General features: G+C 69.3%; 13 protein-coding genes. 7 read left to right on the forward strand and 6 right to left on the reverse strand.

The genetic code is table 11. The annotated features are described in order from the left end of the window. Window positions 1–105 precede the first annotated feature (105 nt). Genes ABD990_RS10015 through ABD990_RS10025 form a run of 3 tightly spaced genes read right to left on the reverse strand, consistent with a single transcriptional unit; the run spans window position 106 to window position 5,150 of the window. Complete coding sequence (locus ABD990_RS10015; protein WP_345379971.1) at window positions 106–2,283, reverse strand: hydantoinase B/oxoprolinase family protein; 2,178 nt, start codon at window positions 2,281–2,283, stop codon at window positions 106–108. A 16-nt stretch (window positions 2,284–2,299) separates the two neighbouring features. After that, window positions 2,300–4,399, reverse strand: coding sequence for a hydantoinase/oxoprolinase family protein (locus ABD990_RS10020; RefSeq protein ID WP_345379972.1), 2,100 nt, complete (start codon window positions 4,397–4,399; stop codon window positions 2,300–2,302). Window positions 4,400–4,451: 52 nt separating this feature from the next. Beyond that, window positions 4,452–5,150 carry a GntR family transcriptional regulator gene (locus ABD990_RS10025; protein WP_345379973.1) on the reverse strand — a complete coding sequence of 233 codons (699 nt, stop codon included), beginning with the start codon at window positions 5,148–5,150 and terminating at the stop codon, window positions 4,452–4,454. Between the two features lie 377 nt (window positions 5,151–5,527). Between ABD990_RS10025 and ABD990_RS10030 the strand changes: the two genes are divergently transcribed. The 5 genes from ABD990_RS10030 (at window position 5,528) to ABD990_RS10050 (ending at window position 10,566) form a co-directional block, all read left to right on the forward strand. Then, a complete protein-coding gene (locus ABD990_RS10030; RefSeq protein WP_345379974.1) occupies window positions 5,528–6,460 on the forward strand; it encodes a ketopantoate reductase family protein in 933 nt (310 codons plus the stop codon). An 18-nt stretch (window positions 6,461–6,478) separates the two neighbouring features. Continuing rightward, the gene (locus ABD990_RS10035; protein WP_345379976.1) at window positions 6,479–7,687 is read left to right on the forward strand and encodes a CaiB/BaiF CoA transferase family protein; all 1,209 of its coding nucleotides are present in this window, start codon (window positions 6,479–6,481) and stop codon (window positions 7,685–7,687) included. Window position 7,688: 1 nt separating this feature from the next. Next, window positions 7,689–8,636, forward strand: a complete 948-nt coding sequence (locus ABD990_RS10040) for an HpcH/HpaI aldolase/citrate lyase family protein (protein WP_345379979.1) — start codon at window positions 7,689–7,691, stop codon at window positions 8,634–8,636. Window positions 8,637–8,661: 25 nt separating this feature from the next. Next, window positions 8,662–9,519 (forward strand): 3-hydroxybutyryl-CoA dehydrogenase, encoded by an 858-nt coding sequence (locus ABD990_RS10045; RefSeq protein ID WP_345379980.1) that lies wholly within the window; start codon window positions 8,662–8,664, stop codon window positions 9,517–9,519. A gap of 174 nt (window positions 9,520–9,693) precedes the next feature. Beyond that, window positions 9,694–10,566, forward strand: coding sequence for an isocitrate/isopropylmalate family dehydrogenase (locus ABD990_RS10050; protein WP_345379982.1), 873 nt, complete (start codon window positions 9,694–9,696; stop codon window positions 10,564–10,566). 503 nt (window positions 10,567–11,069) lie between these two features. On the opposite strand, the gene ABD990_RS10055 is transcribed toward ABD990_RS10050, so the two are convergent. Further along, on the reverse strand, window positions 11,070–11,396 hold the full coding sequence (locus tag ABD990_RS10055) for a 2-keto-4-pentenoate hydratase (RefSeq protein ID WP_345379984.1): 327 nt from the start codon (window positions 11,394–11,396) through the stop codon (window positions 11,070–11,072). Window positions 11,397–11,619: 223 nt separating this feature from the next. Between ABD990_RS10055 and ABD990_RS10060 the strand changes: the two genes are divergently transcribed. Both ABD990_RS10060 and ABD990_RS10065 read left to right on the forward strand, forming a co-directional pair. Beyond that, the gene (locus ABD990_RS10060; RefSeq protein WP_425569568.1) at window positions 11,620–11,961 is read left to right on the forward strand and encodes a hypothetical protein; all 342 of its coding nucleotides are present in this window, start codon (window positions 11,620–11,622) and stop codon (window positions 11,959–11,961) included. A 182-nt stretch (window positions 11,962–12,143) separates the two neighbouring features. Further along, the gene (locus ABD990_RS10065; protein WP_345379985.1) at window positions 12,144–12,977 is read left to right on the forward strand and encodes a mycofactocin-coupled SDR family oxidoreductase; all 834 of its coding nucleotides are present in this window, start codon (window positions 12,144–12,146) and stop codon (window positions 12,975–12,977) included. A gap of 310 nt (window positions 12,978–13,287) precedes the next feature. On the opposite strand, the gene ABD990_RS10070 is transcribed toward ABD990_RS10065, so the two are convergent. Both ABD990_RS10070 and ABD990_RS10075 read right to left on the reverse strand, forming a co-directional pair. Then, entirely contained in the window at window positions 13,288–14,910 is a 1,623-nt protein-coding gene (locus ABD990_RS10070) for a sigma-54-dependent Fis family transcriptional regulator (protein WP_345379987.1), read from the reverse strand. Between the two features lie 571 nt (window positions 14,911–15,481). Further along, a complete protein-coding gene (locus tag ABD990_RS10075; protein ID WP_345379988.1) occupies window positions 15,482–16,549 on the reverse strand; it encodes an LLM class flavin-dependent oxidoreductase in 1,068 nt (355 codons plus the stop codon). Window positions 16,550–17,161: the final 612 nt, after the last annotated feature.

Raw genomic sequence — 17,161 nt, forward strand, 5'->3', positions numbered from 1 at the left:
TCGTGGTCAGTGCCGACGATTCGGCGTGCCCTCGAGGATACCGGGAGTGCCGCACCACCCCGGCCGACCCGGAGTGTCCCGGGCCGGCTCGGGGCGGCCCGGCGGTCAGGCGGTGAGGACGAAGTCCTTCCAGGTCTTGCCGTCCGCCGGCTCCGTGTCGACCCACAGGGTGGTGACGCACCCGGGGCAGACGTAGGCGACCGCGGCGAGGTCGGCGTGCACGTTCACCCGGGACCCCAGGTCGTCCGGCCCGAGGACGACGCGGCCGGCGATGGCCTCCCAGCCCTCGTCGAGCGGTCCGAGCACGGTGGAGCAGTGCCGGCAGGAGGCGATCCCCCCGTCGTGGGTGCGCAGCGAGGCGCCCCAGATCCCCGTCGGCTCCCCGGCCTCGGAGCCGGTGCTGCGCTGCGGCGCGGTCATCCGCGCACGCCGGGCGTCCCGGATCGACGCGCGCCGGGACTCGGTGGCGGCCTCGTCCACGCCGCCGTCGGTGAGCACGACCCCGTACAGCCGCGCCGCGGCGTCCAGGGAGACCGCGCGCGCCTCCACGTCCGCGGCGACGCGGGCCGGGTCGCGCAGGAGCGGGTCGCCGTAGCCGCCGCCGTTCTGCACCGTGCACTCGAAGACGTCCCCGTGCGCGATCCGGGCGGCGGGAGACACGCCCGGCAGCACCTGGTGCTCGCCCGCCAGGTCGGTCAACGCCCCCACCGGGCGCCCGGAGCCGAGGTGGTCGAGCACCCCGGATCCGGTGATCCGCTCGAACCGCGCACACGAGCCCGGCAGCCCGCCGAACAGCCCGGTCCGGTTGGGCACCGCCACACCGTGCGTGCCCAGCACGCCCGTCACCTCGGCGGTGTCGATCGGGGTGAGTGCGAACTGGATGCCGTTGCCGCCGCGGAAGGTGCCGGCGCCGCCGGAGTCGGGGACCTGGCGTCGCCACAGGTAGAGCAGCGGGTGCCGCATCTCCTGCTGCTCGACGTCGCCGGCTCCTCCGCCCAGGATGACCATGGAACCGCCGGTGTCGACGCCGTCCCGGAACGAGAACGCGGGCCCGCCCCAGAGCAGCGAGTCCATGTACATCGACGCGAACGGCTCGCCGTGCTGGTCGATCCCGCCGAACTGGTTGAGCTGCCACGACCCGTCCGACGGGCCGAACGCGTGGTTCTCGTACTTCTCGCTGAACGACAGCATCTTCGCGATCGCGCCGCCCGCCGAGCAGGTGGCGGTCCAGTTCGCCCCGGCCGCGCCGCCGGACACCGGCATCGGCTCGATGGCGGTCACGCACAGCCCGTCCGGCGCCACGACCTCGACCGGTCGCATCAGCCCGTGATTCCACGCGATGTCGGAGCCGAAGGTGCACAACATGAGCGTGGCGACGGCGCCGAGCAGGCCGCCGCGCGTGGTCATGCCGTAGGCGGGGGACTGGGGGCTGGAGTCGGAGAAGTCGAAGGCGATCCGGTCGTCGGTCTTCGTCATCCGGCACGGGACCTGCAGCAGCTCGATGTCCCCGTCCGAGAAACCCCCCGGGCGGTCCAGGTAGGACGTGTGCTCGTACACCCCGTCCGGCAGCTCGCGCAGCATCGCCCGCAGCTCGGCCTCGGAGTTGTCCAGCGTGCGCTCCATGGTGGCCTCGACCTGCGGGGCGCCGTAGCGGTCGCACAGCTCGTGGAAGCGCTGCTCGGCCACGCGCAGGCCGGCGAGGAAGGCGCGGAAGTCGTTGGCGACCGTGTCGTGCATGCGGGAGTTGAGGACGATCGTGTCCCACAGCTCCTGGTTGAGCACGTCCCGGCGCACGATCCGGCCCGGCGGGATCCGGATGCCCTCCTGGAACACGTCCGTCGCCGTGGTGCACCAGCTGCCCGGGTCCATGCCGCCCAGGTCCACCTGGTGGGCCATGCAGCCCAGCCAGGCCACGATCTCCCCGTCGCGGAAGACCGGCTTGCAGAACTGGACGTCGTTCTGGTGCATGGCGGCGAGGTACGGGTCGTTGATGATGAAGACGTCGCCCGGCTCGATGTCGTCGTACCGGTCGAGGAAGACCTCGATCGCCATGGCGCCCGTGTAGATGGGCGTGAGCAGGTACGTCCCGATGATCGCCATCTCGCCGGCGGCTGTGTAGATGCCGAAGTTGTAGTCCGTGGCGTGCACGACCGGTGAGCCGGAGACGTGCTCGACCGTCGTGGCGCCCTCGGAGTTGATGGACCAGAGCTTGTGCCGGATGACCTCGAAGGTGACCGGGTCCACGGCGGTCGGGATGTCGGTGGAGGAGGTGGGGTGCGTCATCGCCGGTCCTCTCCGGTCAGCGGTTCTGGATGATGATGTCGCCGAAGTTGTCGACCTCGGCGTCCTGGCCCGGGCCGATCACGACCGTGGTGTCGCGCAGTTCCACGATCGCCAGCCCTTCGATGTGCAGCCCGTCGTGCAGGTGCTCGGCGCGGTAGACCTTCGCCTCCTGCCATTCGCCGCCGGAGAAGACCCGGCGCAGGCCGGGCTCGCCCGAGCCCGCCGCTTGGGCACCGGTGTCGAACTCGGCGCGGGGGACCGGACTCGTGGCCACGACGCGGAAGGTCGTGATCTCCACGCCACCCTCCAGGAACGCGGCGCCCTTGCCGAAGCGGCCCTCGTAGATCTCGACGAACCGCTCGACCATCCCGTTGACGTCCGCCGCGGTGAGCACGTCGGACTCGAACGGCACCGTGAGCACGTGGATCTGCGCGCGGAAGCGGATCTCCACCGACCGCACGTAGCGGATGGAGTCCTCGGCGGCGCCCGCCGCGATCAGGTCGCGGCGGGCGCGGGCGGCGAGCGCGTCGAACGTCGCGTCGAGCTCCGCCGGGGGCAGCGCGGAGGCGTGGTCGGTGGTGCCGGGCGGGGTCTGCATCGGCTTGGACAGCTCCTCGACCATGGTCAGGTCGGAGCAGCCGATCCCGAACGCCGAGTGCACGGACGCGGTGATCGGCACGACGATCTGCGGGCAGCCCAGCTCGGCGCCGTAGGAGAAGGCGTGCAGCGGCCCGGCACCGCCGTAGGCGAACACCGCGAAGTCCGTGGGGTCGTACCCCTGCTCGACGGTCACCTGCCGCACCAGGTCCGCCATGCGGGCGTCGACGACGGTCTTGATGCCCTCCGCGGCCTGCTCGACCGTGAGGCCGGTGGGCTTCGCCACGTGCTCGTCGATCGCGACACGGGCCTTCTCGACGTCGAGGGTGAGCCTGCCGCCCAGGAAGTTGTCCGGGTTGAGGTAGCCGAGCACGAGGTCGGCGTCCGCGACCGTGGGCAGCGTGCCGCCGCGGCCGTAGCAGGCGGGGCCGGGGCGCGCGCCCGCCGACTCGGGGCCGACCTGCAGCACACCGTTGCGCACCGAGGCGATCGAGCCGGCGCCCGCACCGATGGCCCGCACCGCCACCGACGGCAGGGCGAGCTCGTCGCGGCCGATCAGGGTGGTGTTGGACATGACCGGGCGGCCGTCGAGCACCAGGCCGACGTCGAAGCTGGTGCCGCCCATGTCCGTGGTCACCACGTTGCGGTGCCCGGACCGCGCTCCGAGGAACTGCGAGGCGACGACGCCGCCGACCGGGCCGGACATCACCGTCGCAGCCGCGCGCTTCTCCACCTCGGCGAAGGTCGCCAGGCCGCCGTTGGACTGCATGAGCAGCGGATCGACGCGCAGCCCGGCCTTGGTGAGCGTGGCTTCGAAGGAGTCCAGCGAGGTCTGGAGGACGGGGCGCAGGCTGGCGTTCACCGCCGTCGTCAGTGTGCGCTCGTACTCGCCGATGCGCGGCAGGAACTCCGAGGACAGCGTGACGCTCGCGCCCGGCACCTCCTCGACGATGATCTCCGCGACCCGGCGCTCGTGCACGTCGTTGGCGAAGGACCAGAGCAGCGACACGGCGAAGACCTCCGCGCCGGCCGCGCGCAGCTCGGCCACCGCGCGGCGGACGTCCGCCTCGTCCAGCGGGCAGACCACGCGGCCCGCGTAGTCGATCCGCTCGGTGACCTCGGCGGTCAGCCGCCGCGGCACCGCAGCCGGCTGCTTGACCAGCGTGCGGAACCGCTTGACCTCCTCTTCGTCGAGGCCGATGCTCTTGAACCCGCGCATCACGCTCAGGGTGTCGCCGAAGCCGCGGGTCTGGATCAGGCCCACCTTCTTCGTGCGGCCCTCCAGCATCGCGTTCGTGGCGACCGTCGTGCCGTGTGCGAACACCTCGACGTCCGCCAGGAGGTCGCCGAGCGCGACACCGCGCTCCTCGGCCGCGAGGACCAGCGTGTCCAGGACGCCCCGGGCGGGATTGTCCGGGACGGTGGACGACTTGTGCCGACCGACCCTGCCGGTCTCGTCGATCACCACCGTGTCGGTGAAGGTGCCACCGATGTCGGAGGCGACGTAGTAGGTGGGCATCCGGCTGTCACTCCTCTGTGGCGCTGGCTACGGCTGATGACGTACGGGGAGCTCAGCAGACGTCCCCGGCGTGGTGCGGATTGCTGTCCCGGTTCGCTCGGAGCTGGACGATCGTCGCCTCGATGTGGTCGCGCGCGAGGGTCTCGGCCCGAGTGCCGTCACCGGCCTCGATCGCGTCCGCGATCGCCCTGTGCTCACCGATCGCGCGGGTGGCGGTCTCCGGGCGGACGAGTGCCACCGGGGCGAAGACCTGGGCCGTCATCCGGATGATGGAACTCTGGCCGACGACGAACTCGTTCCCGGACAGGTACAGGATCTGCTCGTGGAAATCGACGTTGGACTGTGTGTAGTCCCGTGGCTCCCACGGCTCGATGGTCGCCTCCTGGAGCCGGATCGCCTGCCGGAGGAGTCGGATCCCGGCGGGATCCGACCGCTCGGCGGCCAGTCGGGCGGCGAGCCCGTCGACGACCGCCCGTAGCTGATAGGCGTCGAGCAGCGTGTCCAGGTCCCCGGTCACGACACGAGTACCCTGGCCGGCCTTGACCTGGACCAGGCCTTCCTGCTCGAGGATGCGCAGGGCCTCGCGCAGCGGCGTCCGGCTGACCCCGAGCTCGGCGGAGAGGTGCTCCTGGCGGAGCCAGGACCCGGTCGGGTAGCGGTGGGTGTAGATGCGCTCCCGGATGACCGAGGCGATCTCGTCGACGAGAGGGATGACCGATGACGAGGAAGCTCGCTTCCGACTGCTCGGCACCTCTGCCGTCCTCTCCGTTGAGCCACGCGCTGTCCGCAATTCCTGGATACAGCGATCCGGAGAGTGGACCATCCGACGACGGCCGTCAAGGCAGAGACCGCCGAGGTGGCCTCTTGTCGTACTGTTTGCGCTGATGAGGAGCGCAGCCGCAGGAGCAAGATCGTCCCCGCCTCCCCTGCTGCACTGTGGAGCCCTCGCACTTGACGCGAGGCGGCGAGGGGAGGCATCCTCCCGTCAGGGTTAGCTGGTCCGACCAGCTTGGCCCATCGGGCCTGTCCCCACGCGCGGCCGACGCGGATCGGCCGGCCGCCCCGTGGTTGCGCTCTCGCCCGGTCACCCCATCCGACACACTGGACGCCAAGGAAGGAACCGACCACGTGAGCAAGATCGCCATAGTCGGTACGGGAGCGATGGGTTCGGTGTACGCCGGCCTCCTCGCATCGGCAGGTAACGAGGTCTGGGCCGTCGACACCTGGGCCGACCACATCGACGCCATTCGTCGCAACGGTCTGCGTGTCGAGGGAGCGAGCGGCGACCGCGTCGCCCATCCCCACGCCACCACGGACGCGACGGAGGTCGGTCGGTGCGATCTCGTCGTCGTCGCCACGAAGGCGCGTGACGTCGTCGACGCCGCGACGGCGGCCAAGTCGCTCGTCGGCGAGGGCACCGTCGTGCTGACGATCCAGAACGGGCTGGGCAGTGCCGAGCGGATCGCCGGCGTCCTGGGCGGCGGCGAAGGTGTGGCGGTCGGCATCGTCGGCGGCTTCGGAGCCTCCATCCCCGAGCCGGGCCACGTCCGACACGAGGGCTGGGAGATGCTCCACATGGGGGAGCTCAGCGGCCCGGTGACGCCGCGACTCACGAAGGTCGCCTCGGTCTGGTCGGCAGCAGGGTTCCGCGTGTCCACCTACGACGACATCGAGCTCATGGTGTGGGAGAAGTTCCTCTGCAACGTGTGCTTCTCCGGGACGTGCGCGGTCACCGGGCTGACGATCGGCGAGGTGATCGAGGATCCCGACGCCTGGCGGATCGCGTCCGGCTGCGCCACCGAGGCGTGGGAGGTCGGTCGAGCGCTGGGCGTCCCCCTCGCCATCGAGGACCCGGTGGAGTACGTGCGGAACTTCGGTTCCAGCATTCCGCACGCTCGCCCGTCGATGTTGCTCGACGCCCTCGCCGGTCGGCTCAGCGAGATCGACGTCATCAACGGAGCGGTTCCCGAGCAGGCGGCGCGCGCCGGCTTGCGGGCGCCCTACAACGAGGTCGTGACCGCGCTGGTGCGTCAGCGCGAGTCCCGGCTGCAGCCTGCCTGAGCGAACAGGAGAACGGACATGAGCACTCCTCCGACCGCCCGGTCGCTGGCCGGCCTCCGGGTCATCGACGCCGCCTCGCTGGCCGCGGGCCCCCTCGTGGCCACCTGGCTCGGCGAGCTCGGCGCCGAGGTCATCAAGATCGAGCAGCCCGAGGGCGGGGACGCGGTCCGCCAGTGGGGCGCCCAGAAGGACGGCGTCGGGCTGATGTGGAAGAGCCTGGGCCGCAACAAGAAGTCGGTGACGCTCAACCTCCGTGAGGAGCGCGGCCGCGACGTCCTCCGCGGGCTGGCCCGCGGGGCCGACGTCCTGATCATGAACCTGCGCCCCTCCACCATGACACGGTGGGGCATCGACTACGAGTCGATGGCCGCGGAGAACCGGAACCTGGTCATGGTCCACATCACCGGCTACGGGTCGGGCGGCCCCAAGTCGGACTACCCGGGCTTCGGGACGTTGGGCGAGGCGATGAGCGGGTTCGCCCACATGACCGGACACCCCGACGGCCCGCCGACACTCCCGTCCTTCATGCTCGGCGACGGCGTCGCCGCCCTGAACGCCACCTACGCCGTGCTCGCCGCGCTGTACCACCGGGACGTCCACGGCGGCGCCGGACAGCTGATCGACGTCAACCTCATCGAGCCCCTCGCCCGGCTCCTCGAACAGCCGGTGCTGACCTACGACCAGCTCGGCGTCGTCCCCACGCGCAGCGGCAACCGGTGGGACATCTCGGCCCCCCGCAACACCTACCGCACCAAGGACGACCGCTGGCTCGCGATGTCGGGCAGCGCCCCGTCGATCGCGATGCGGGCCCTGCGCGCCGTCGGACGGGCCGACCTCACCACGGACCCGCGCTTCGCCGAGGCACAGCAACGACTCAGGAACGCGGCCGAGATCGACACGGTGATCGCCGACTGGGTCGCCGAACACACCCTCGACGAGGCGATGGCCGTCTTCGAGGAGGCGCAGGTCGCCGCCGCTCCCGTCTACGACGCCGAACAGCTGCTCGACGACCCACAGCTCAAGGCCCGCAACGTGTACCGCCGCATTCCCGATGCCGAGCTCGGCCACATGACCGTGCAAGGGCCGGTGCCGCTGCTCACCGCGACCCCCGGGCGGGTCGACCACCTCGGCCCCTCGCTCGGCGAGCACACCGACGAGGTCCTGGCCGACCTCCTCGAGCTCTCCGACACCGACCTGAAGTCCCTGCGCGAAGACGGAGTGATCTGACGTGTCACGACCTTCCCGCCCCCGCCGTTCCGAGCTGGCGACACCCGCCAGCAACGAGTGGATGTTCGCCAAGGCCGCCGCCTCCGACGCCGACCTCGTCTTTCTCGATCTCGAGGACGCCTGTGCCCCGGCGGAGCGGGAAGCCGCCCGCGGCAAGGCGGCCAAGGCTCTCCGTGAGCTCGACTGGGGCCGCACCCTGCGCGCGATCCGCATGAACGCGATCGACACCCGCTGGGCCTACGGCGACGTCATCGAGACCGTGACCGAGGCCCGCGAGGCCCTCGACGTGATCATCGTGCCGAAAGTGCGCCACGCACGGGACGTCTGGTGGGTGGACACCCTGCTCACCCAGCTGGAGGAGACCCTCGGCCTGACCGAGCGCATCGCCCTCGAGGTGCTGATCGAGGAGACGGAGGGGTTGGAGAACGTCGGCGAGATCGTCCGCGCGAGCGACCGGCTCCAGGCGGTCATCTTCGGGGCGGGTGACTTCTCCGCCTCGCAGGGCGCTCGCGTGGACACGAACTTCGACCCGGTCGTCGACTACCCAGGGGACATGTGGCACTACGCCCGCGCCCGCGTCGTCGTCGCGGCCAGGTCGGCCGGGATCGACGCCATCGACGCACCCTTCCCGAACTTCCGCGATCCCGAGGCCTACCGGATCGCCTCGGAGCGTGCGGCGGCGATGGGCTACGTCGGGAAGTGGGCGATCCATCCCAGCCAGGTCGAGATCGCGAACAGCGCCTTCGCCCCCACGAAGTACGAGATCGAGCACGCCCGCCGCGTCGTGGCCGCCTACCGCGAGGCGGAGGCGACGGGCCGGGGCGCGACGAGTGTCGACGGCATGCTCGTCGACGCCGCGCACCTGCGGCACGCCGAGACCGTCACCCGGACCGCCGAACTCGTGAACCGGACCGCCGAACTGGTCAAAGGCAAAGCCGTCGCCGGCTGACCGACCACCCGAGAGGAGACGACTCATGCACGACGTCGGAGTAGTCGGCTGCGGCCTCATGGGGGCGGGCATCGCCGAGGTCGCCGCCCGCGCCGAGTGCCCGGTCACCGTCGTGGAGTCCGACGACGACCGCGCCCGCGCAGGGCTGGGGCGCATCGAGTCCTCGCTCCGCCGGGCCGAGAAGCGGGGAAGGATCGGCTCCGCGGACGAGGTGCTGGACCGGATCACCGTCAGCACCGACCTCGAGGCCCTCACCGACCGCACCCTGGTCGTCGAGGCCATCGCGGAGTCGGAGGAGGCCAAGGTCCGCCTGTTCGGCGATCTGGACAGGATCGTGGAGAGCGACACGGCGGTGCTGGCGTCCAACACGTCGTCGATCCCGATCATGAAGCTCGCGGTGGCGACCGAACGGCCGGAGCAGGTCCTCGGGGTCCACTTCTTCAACCCCGTTCCGGTCCTCTCCCTCGTCGAGCTGGTGCCGAGCCTGCTGACCTCGACCGGCACGGTGGCCGTCGCGCGGGCCTTCGTCGAGGGCACGCTGGGGAAGAAGGCGATCGACTGCCAGGACCGCGCGGGATTCGTGGTCAACGCCTTGATCGTCCCGTTCATCCTCTCGGCGATCCGCATGGTGGAGTCCGGGTTCGCCAGCGCGGAGGACATCGACGAGGGCCTCGTGCGCGGGTGCGCGCATCCGCAGGGCCCGCTCCGGCTCGCCGATCTGATCGGGCTCGACACCACCGAGGCCATCGCCGACTCCCTCTACGCGGAGTTCAAGGAGCCGCTGTACGCCCCGCCGCCGCTGCTCGTCCGGATGGTGGAAGCCGGCCTTCTCGGACGAAAGAGCGGACGAGGCTTCCACACCTACGAGCCGGTCGCCTCGTAGGTGGTCACACCGCCGCCGGACGCGTGTGGAACCGGCGGCGACTCCGTAGGCCGGAGAAATCGGTGGACGGTCCGGACACCCGCGCACGCAACCGCAGAGAACCCGAGGAAGGACGCCCCATGCGCGCTCACGATCTCGCCGTCGGCTCCAGGCGTTCTCGAGCACGGCCTCGTCGTGGCCCTGCGTCTCGCCTTCCGCCAGTCGATGAACATTCGTCCGGTTCGGCTGTACCCCGGGGTGGAGAGTCCGGTGACCGGCGTGCGACCCGAGAACTGCGACATGGTGATCGTCAGGGAGAACACCGAGGGCCCGTACACCGGCGGGGGCATGACGGTGCACGCGGGCACCGCCGACGCCGTCGCGACCCAGAACTCGGTCACGACCGCGGCCGCGACGACAGAGGCCGTGGAGTTCGCGTTCCGCCTCGCGGCGACCCGCCGAGGGCGGCTCACCCTCTGCCACAAGAAGAACGTCCTCACTCACGCCGGCCGGCTCTGGAACGACATCGTGGATGAAGTCGGCCTTCGCCACCCCCACGTGGCCCATGACTACGTCCATGCCGACGCCATGTGCCAGCACCTTCTCCTGGACCCCGGACGTTTCGACGTCATCGTCACCGACAACCTCTTCGGCGACATCATCAGTGACCTCGGAGCCACGGTGCAGGGCGGGCTCGGCGTCGCCGCGAGTGCCAACCACAACCCCACCGGCAGCGCCCCGAGCATGTTCGAGCCCGTCCACGGCTCCGCGCCGGACATCGCCGGCACCGGGTGGGCGAACCCGGCGGCGGCCGCTCTCTCGGCGGCGATGTGCCTGGCCACCCTCGGAGAGGCGGAGGCCGCACTCGCGCTCGAGGCTGCGGTCGCTTCCGTCATGGCCGAGCTTCCGAGCCTCGCGGGCCCCGGAATGGGCGCCGACACCGCCGAGATCGGCAGACGGATCGCCGAACGCGTCAAGACTGTCGAAGTGGTCGAGAACGGCGATCCGAACACCTCCGTGATGAGCGCTCTCGCCGCTCTGACATCCGACGCCGCTACAACGCTTTGATCGGGGCGGCAGCCCGACCCCATCTGATCTCGATGCTTGCGCGGAGCGGGTGGCATGGCGCGGGATTGAGGCGACTCGCGCCACGACACGGCGGGCGGAGAGTCGGAAGACACCCGGCCCGGTCAGAAGGGTGGAGCTGAGGGGATTCGAACCCCTGACCCCTTGACTGCCACGATTCCGCGAACCCCCTCCCAAGCCTCCTAGCAGCGACAACACCGGCCGTAAGTCCCTCACCAGCCTCCGCAACTCGCACCACGCGCGTGATTTCGCACCACGAGTGGCTCCACGGAACCGGCGAACCGGCATCCGTTCTTCGGGGCGAATGGGCTGCAGCCCCGGTTGTGTGGGGACACGAGCACCGACAGGCCGAGCCGTGGCCGATCGGACAGCAGCAGGCACGTCATGGACGTGTGCTGCAGGGCGGGTGATGATCACGTTCAGCCTCCAGTCACGACTGTCCGGCTGCAAGGGTGGCAGCGGCCCGTCGTCTTTGTGTCGAGGGCTCACCGGCAGCCGAGCTCGATCGAGCCGAGTCGGTCGATCGTGACGGTGACGACGTCGCCAGGACCGACAGGGACGGCGGCGGTGAGACCGCCGGAGAGCACGACCTGGCCTGCGGCGAGGCCTTCGTCCTCGGGGGCCAGGCGGCGCACGAGCCAGGCGACGGCGGCGGCGGGGTGGCCGAGGGAGGCCGCCCCTGACGCGGTGGCGACCACCTGGCCATTGTGCTCCATCACCATGCCGACGAGCCGCAGGTCGATGCCCGCGGGCGACACCGGGGTGCCGACGACGAAACGGCTCGCCGAGGTGTTGTCGGCGACAACGTCCACGGTGGTGAACTGGTAGTCGAGATGTCGGGAGTCGAGGACCTCGATGCCGACGGCGACCCCGGACGAGCGGCGACGACATCAGCTGCGGCGACAGGGGCCCGCGAGGTCACGGCCGAGCCGAGGATGAACACGATCTCCGGCTCACAGCGCGGTTGGGTGTGCGCGGCGGTGTCGGGCGGCGCGCCGATGTCGAGCGCTGCTCTTCTCGCCGAGGTTGACCTCCATGCCCGGCCTCGGGTTGAGGACCGTCCTCACGACTATCCCCGTCTCCGGAGACGGCACGGCGTCCTCGAGCGCCGCTCATCTCGCCACTCACACGGGCCTCCCACCCGTGACCCACGCTCTGCACCAATCAGGCGGGGGAATTCGCGAAAGCTGGCGGGGCTACCCACCGTCGCAGAACGCTACAACCTCAACGACCTCCGAGATGCGATGCTCCGCTGCAATGATCGACCAGCCAGAACTTGCGGTACGGACAGAACGCTGCGCCATGGATCTTTACGTTGACCGCCAATTGGACGCACATGCCGATACTGAGGTCCAATGCACGACTGAACGCATCTGAACAGCCACGGGCTTACATTCAGATGACTGTCACACACCCGTCCGGCACTGCGTCCGCGTCACACAGCCCATCGCTAAGAGCCGACGATCGCCCCAACTCTTCTACACGTAAGACCTTCCGAGCAGATGCCACGCCCTTCGCGGGCGAGTTCATTCATCGAGTGATGCAAGAGGAGAAAGATCATGGTTGGACGAGTTGAAGGCAAAGTCGCCTTCATCACTGGCGCTGCACGCGGTCAGGGGCGCTCGCACGCGCTCCGACTGGCGCAGGAGGGTGCCGACATCATTGCGGTTGACATCTGCGAGGGCGTGCCCTACGAGGTGAGCCCGCCTGCAACCGAGGCCGACCTCGCCGAGACAGTGCGCCAGGTCGAGGCCCTCGACCGACGAATCGTGGCCAAGAAGGCGGACGTGCGGGACTTCGACGCGGTCGAGACCGCGGTCGAGGAAGGCGTCAGCCAGCTCGGGCGGCTCGACATCGTCAGCGCGAACGCAGGTGTCGTCGGCACCCCCACGCCCGCGGAGTCGCTTCCCGAGGACGAGTGGCGCACGATGATCGACATCAACCTGAGCGGTGTGTGGCACACGGCCAAAGCAGCGATTCCCCATATCAAGGCTGCCGGCAACGGTGGCTCGATCGTCCTCACCAGCTCGGTGGCAGGCGTCCGCGGATACGCCAACATGGCGCACTACGTGTCGGCCAAGCACGGCGTCGTCGGACTGACCCGCACCCTGGCAATGGAGCTGGCGCCCGCCAGCATCCGGGTGAACAGTGTTCACCCCACCCAGGTCAACACCGACATGATCCACAACCAGCCGATCTACGACCTGTTCGCAGGTAAGTCGGGTGCCACCAGGGATGAGTTCGCTGAGGCGTCGAGCGGGCTGCAGTTGCTGCCGATCCCTTGGGTCGAACCGATCGACATCTCCAACGCCGTGCTGTTCCTCGCCAGCGACGAGGCGCGATACATCACCGGTGCGGCGCTGTCCGTCGACGCCGGCAGCTACCTGCTCTGATCGACCGCTAGGTCTTCCCCAGCGCCGAAACGGCGACGGGGTCAAGGAGTCTCCCGAGACCCCTCGGTGGGCGAATATCCTTACACCCCGTCGCCGGGGCGGCGCGTCGCCGGTCTGCAGCCACCAGCATCGAGCTGGTGAGCCACGAATAGGCGACCAGACGCGTGCAAAGCTCGGAGAACGGCGACACACTCGACCCTGTCACGCGGTGCTCAGACGAGCCCGGCTGCCGCCGGGATGTACGGCGGCACCATCCGGTTGTGCATGTGGCCCGGTCCTCCCGCACCTCGGCCGAGTGTGGGCGATCCGGTCAGTAGACGGTGGACGAGAGGTCCAGACCAAGAGCTCGGACCTTCCGATAGAGCGTCGACCTGGCTATCCCGAGCGACAGCGCGGCTTGGTTTTTGTTGCCGCCCGCAGCCTGCAGGGCATTCATGATCGCCTGGGCTTCGGTCTGCTCCAGACTCGCGAGCGGGCGCCGGGCCCCTCGAGCGAGATACTCGGGAGGTAGGTGCTCCACACCGATTCGGCGTCCGCTCGACCGCCCCACGACGAGCCTACGGACGAGTGCGTTGAGCGAGTTCAGGTTCCCCGGCCAGTCCAGACGGCTGAGGGTCTGAATCGCCTCGGGTGTCCACTGCACCTGTGCAGCACCATCGGTAACCCGCTCCGTCAGGTGAGCAACCAGGTCGGAGAAGTCCTCGAGTCGATCTCGCAAAGGCGGTACCTCGAGCACAGCAGTGAACGAGTCGAGCAACGCGTTGTGGCTCGTCGAGTCGAACGCCAGCTTCTCCGCGGTGGCCAGAAGCCTGTGCGGGAACGCTCGGCGGAGCGTCGCCAGGGCTGCCAATGCGGAGGTGGGACTGAGCAGCTCGACATGTCTGATCACCAGAGACACATCTGGGACGTCGAGGAGAGCCTCGAGATCACGACACCACCTCTTGGCTCCACGCGAGGACGCGTCGGCGGCATCGATGACGCGGACGTCCCTCCAACCCTGAAGCGCTTGCGCGACGGCGAGCCGCCCCGAGCCAGCTTCCCCAGTCACCAGGACCGGGGACAGGCTTCCTCTGTGGTCTGCGGCTTGACGGCAGAGGGCCCGCCAGCTCGCGCTCCGGCCGACCAGACGCGGCAGCTGGTTGAATCCGCTCCCTGCCGCCGTGCCGTCGATGTCACGACGAGGCTGGGCCTGCTTCTTGATCACCAGAACTGCACCGGCGTCGTCACCGTCATTGGAGACTGCTCGGCAGTCGACGGTCAAAATCTGCCCGTCCGGCAGCGTCAGGGTACTCGGGCCGTGCGGACGGTCGACGAGACTGCGGCGGGCGTGTTCCCAGAGGAGGCTCTGGTCGACTCCGCCGAGGAGCCGAGCAGCCGCGGCATTGGTGATGATCGTCTTCGAGTCGAGTGCGACGACGGGATGACGAGCGTCCCGATTATGGGCGGTGTACGCATCGAGAAGCTGTTGCTCCCGGTGCGAGGCCCTGACCCGCAACGACTCTGTCACCGCGGCGACGAACTCGATGATCCACGGCAGCATGATCGGTGCGGTGTCCCACAGCCGACAGATGAGGGAGACACTCCCGAGGAGCCGGCGATTGATGGGGTGGATGATCGGAGCACTCGAACAGCTGAAATCCCGAAACTTCTCGGAGAAGTGTTCCGGACCTTTGATCATCTCGGGGCGACCCGTCAGCATGGCGATGAGGCTCGTCGTCCCGACTGTCGACTCGTCCATGTTCGTCCCGGGAGCGACGCCGAGATTGTCCATCACCGTGGCCAACGCCGGGTCCTTCACCCATCGGCTGAGCAGCCGACCATCTCGATCGGTGAGCACCAGCGCATAGGCCCCATGCTCCAGCGCTACCTCATACTTGTCCACGATCGGAGCAACCGTGCGTGCCAGGTAACCGTCGGCTTCCGTCTCCAGCAAGTAGCGAGGCTCGACCTGCTCTGGGTGGAGCCCTTGCAGTCGGGACCGCCGCCACGAGTCGTAGACCGTCGGACGGATCAGACTCGGAGGGGACGGGACCTGAGGTACGGAGGACGAGAGAACGTCATCTCGAGCCTGCGAGAACTCGCGGAGCCAACTCATGAGTTCAGCCCGCGGCAAGGACGCCGGGGACCCGTGGGGAGAGCCCCGGCTCCCCACGACAGTGCCTTCCACGGCCGCAACAGCATGAGCTAGAGCCTCCGTCCGCCTCCGTTGGCAGCGCGAGGCGGGTCGCCTCCGCGTCGGTGGAGGCTACCCGCGTTCACAGGCGACGGGTTGTAGCGTAATGGGACGGTGTCCGCTCGCTCGATCAATGAGAGAGACTCGCCTTCCGTCTGCCCGAGCGCACCGATGCCGGTGACGGGTCCGGCGGAGGAGCCGGCGAACGATGAAGCGGGCCCGCCCTGCTTACCGAGCCGGCGAAGGTGGGCCGGCCGACCATCCGGCCCACCTTCGAGAGCGGCACGATCGGCGTCGGCCGACCGGCCACCCCGATCGCATTGCCGCTCTACTACAGCGCCTTGAGCTCCGGCAGCACCTTCTCGCTGAAGAGGCGCATGCTGGCCTCGGCCTTCTCGACGGGCATACCCGCGTAGTAGAAGGCGCAGTTCAGGTCGTAGTCACCGATGACCGCGCGGCGCGCCTTGATCTTCTCGATGATCTGGTCCGGCGTGCCCCAGGTCTGGGCCTGGACGTAGCCCTCCGCGGCCGCTTCCTGGCCGGCCTCGCGGATCATGGCTGCGACGGCGTCGTAGGACTTGTACCCCTTCGTGTCGCCGAAGTGCACACCGGCGAACTCGTAGTGGCGCATGACCGTGGTGAAGTACCGGGAGATGTACTCCGTGGCCAGCTGCTTGGCCTCCTCCTCGTCCTCGGTGCACACCACGAACTCGGTCAGCGTGGGCGGCGGCGCGTCGACGCCCTGCTCCTTGCGGTACTCCTCCTGGTAGGTGGAGATCAGCGGCGCGTGCTGCTCGATCGGGAACTGGACGAACGTCGCCATGGCCGCGCCCAGCTTGGCCGCGACGCTCAGCGAGTCGGGAGACATCGCGATGCACACCATCCGGTCCCGGAAGCCCCTGGGCGGGGCCGGGGCGAGGGTGGCCTCGGGCTGCTTGAAGAAGCGGCCGTCGCCGACCGCGACACCCGTGTCGAGCGCGTTCAGCACCAGCTCGGCAGCCTCGTCGAACCGCTCGCGCGACTCGCTCATGTCGATGCCCATGGTCGCGTACTCGCTGCGGGCCAGACCGCGGCCCAGGCCGAGACGGACGCGACCGTTGGCGAGGATGTCGAGAAGGGCGACCTTCTCGGCCACCCGCAGCGGCTGGGTCCACCACGGCAGGATGATCGCACCGGGCACCAGCTCGATGCTCTTGGTCCGGGCGGCCAGGTACGAGAGCAGCTGGGTGTTGTCCGGGCACATCGAGTAGTCACCGTCGAAGTGGTGCTCGATGCACCAGATCGCGGAGTAGCCGAGCGACTCGGCCAGCTCGGCGAGGCGCAGCTCCGCGGCGTAGAGCTCCGCGTCCGACATGCCGGTGTCGTGGTTCTGGAAGAGAAGCTGAAGGCTCGCCTTCACGGCAGATCTCCGTTCTAGTGATGGGTTGGTTCGGTCGCGAGATCACGCTGCTCCGCGAGGTCCTCACGGCCTGCCACGAGGTCGTCGAGGTCGATGTGACGACGGTTCCGCGGGGAGCACGTCATCCGCTCACGGTCGTGGCGGTTCCCGCAGCGCAGAGCAACGAAGGGCAGAGGATCGGGCGCGATGGTCGGCGGCCACCGCAGGACCGGCGGCCTCGATGTCGATCGCGTCGTTGACATCGATCCGGGGGCGCACCTGCCGGTGATCGCCGTCGGAGACTCGACTGCGCCTCACGATCACGTCGACGAGGCGCGGGTGTGGGTGTCGAGATCGCACCGTCAGTCCGACTGACGGACGGGACCACTAGTCCCCGGGACCGCCCATCAGGAGTCCGACTCGTGATATGGCCGGGGAGCGGACAGATAAAGTCCACCAACGAGAGACCTCACGGTGTCAACTCCTTTGTCCTATCGCCTTCGAGAAAGGCGACCACCATCCGTCCAACTGCCTCGACCGACGAGGCTACGGACAGCTCTCGCAGCGGCGGTGTAGCGATGCGCTACACCTTCTCCGCGCGTCCAGGCGACCGTCGCAGGATGCTACAACCCG

Source organism: Pseudonocardia yuanmonensis, from assembly GCF_039542425.1.
Taxonomy (GTDB): Bacteria; Actinomycetota; Actinomycetes; order Mycobacteriales; family Pseudonocardiaceae; genus Pseudonocardia; species Pseudonocardia yuanmonensis.

Coding starts and splice junctions, on each gene's coding strand:
- ABD990_RS10060 (WP_425569568.1), top strand. CDS start 11,620: ATGCCCGGCCTCGGGTTGAGGACCGTCCTCACGACTATCCCCGTCTCC.
- ABD990_RS10045 (WP_345379980.1), top strand. CDS start 8,662: ATGCACGACGTCGGAGTAGTCGGCTGCGGCCTCATGGGGGCGGGCATC.
- ABD990_RS10015 (WP_345379971.1), bottom strand. CDS start 2,283: ATGACGCACCCCACCTCCTCCACCGACATCCCGACCGCCGTGGACCCG.
- ABD990_RS10035 (WP_345379976.1), top strand. CDS start 6,479: ATGAGCACTCCTCCGACCGCCCGGTCGCTGGCCGGCCTCCGGGTCATC.
- ABD990_RS10065 (WP_345379985.1), top strand. CDS start 12,144: ATGGTTGGACGAGTTGAAGGCAAAGTCGCCTTCATCACTGGCGCTGCA.
- ABD990_RS10020 (WP_345379972.1), bottom strand. CDS start 4,399: ATGCCCACCTACTACGTCGCCTCCGACATCGGTGGCACCTTCACCGAC.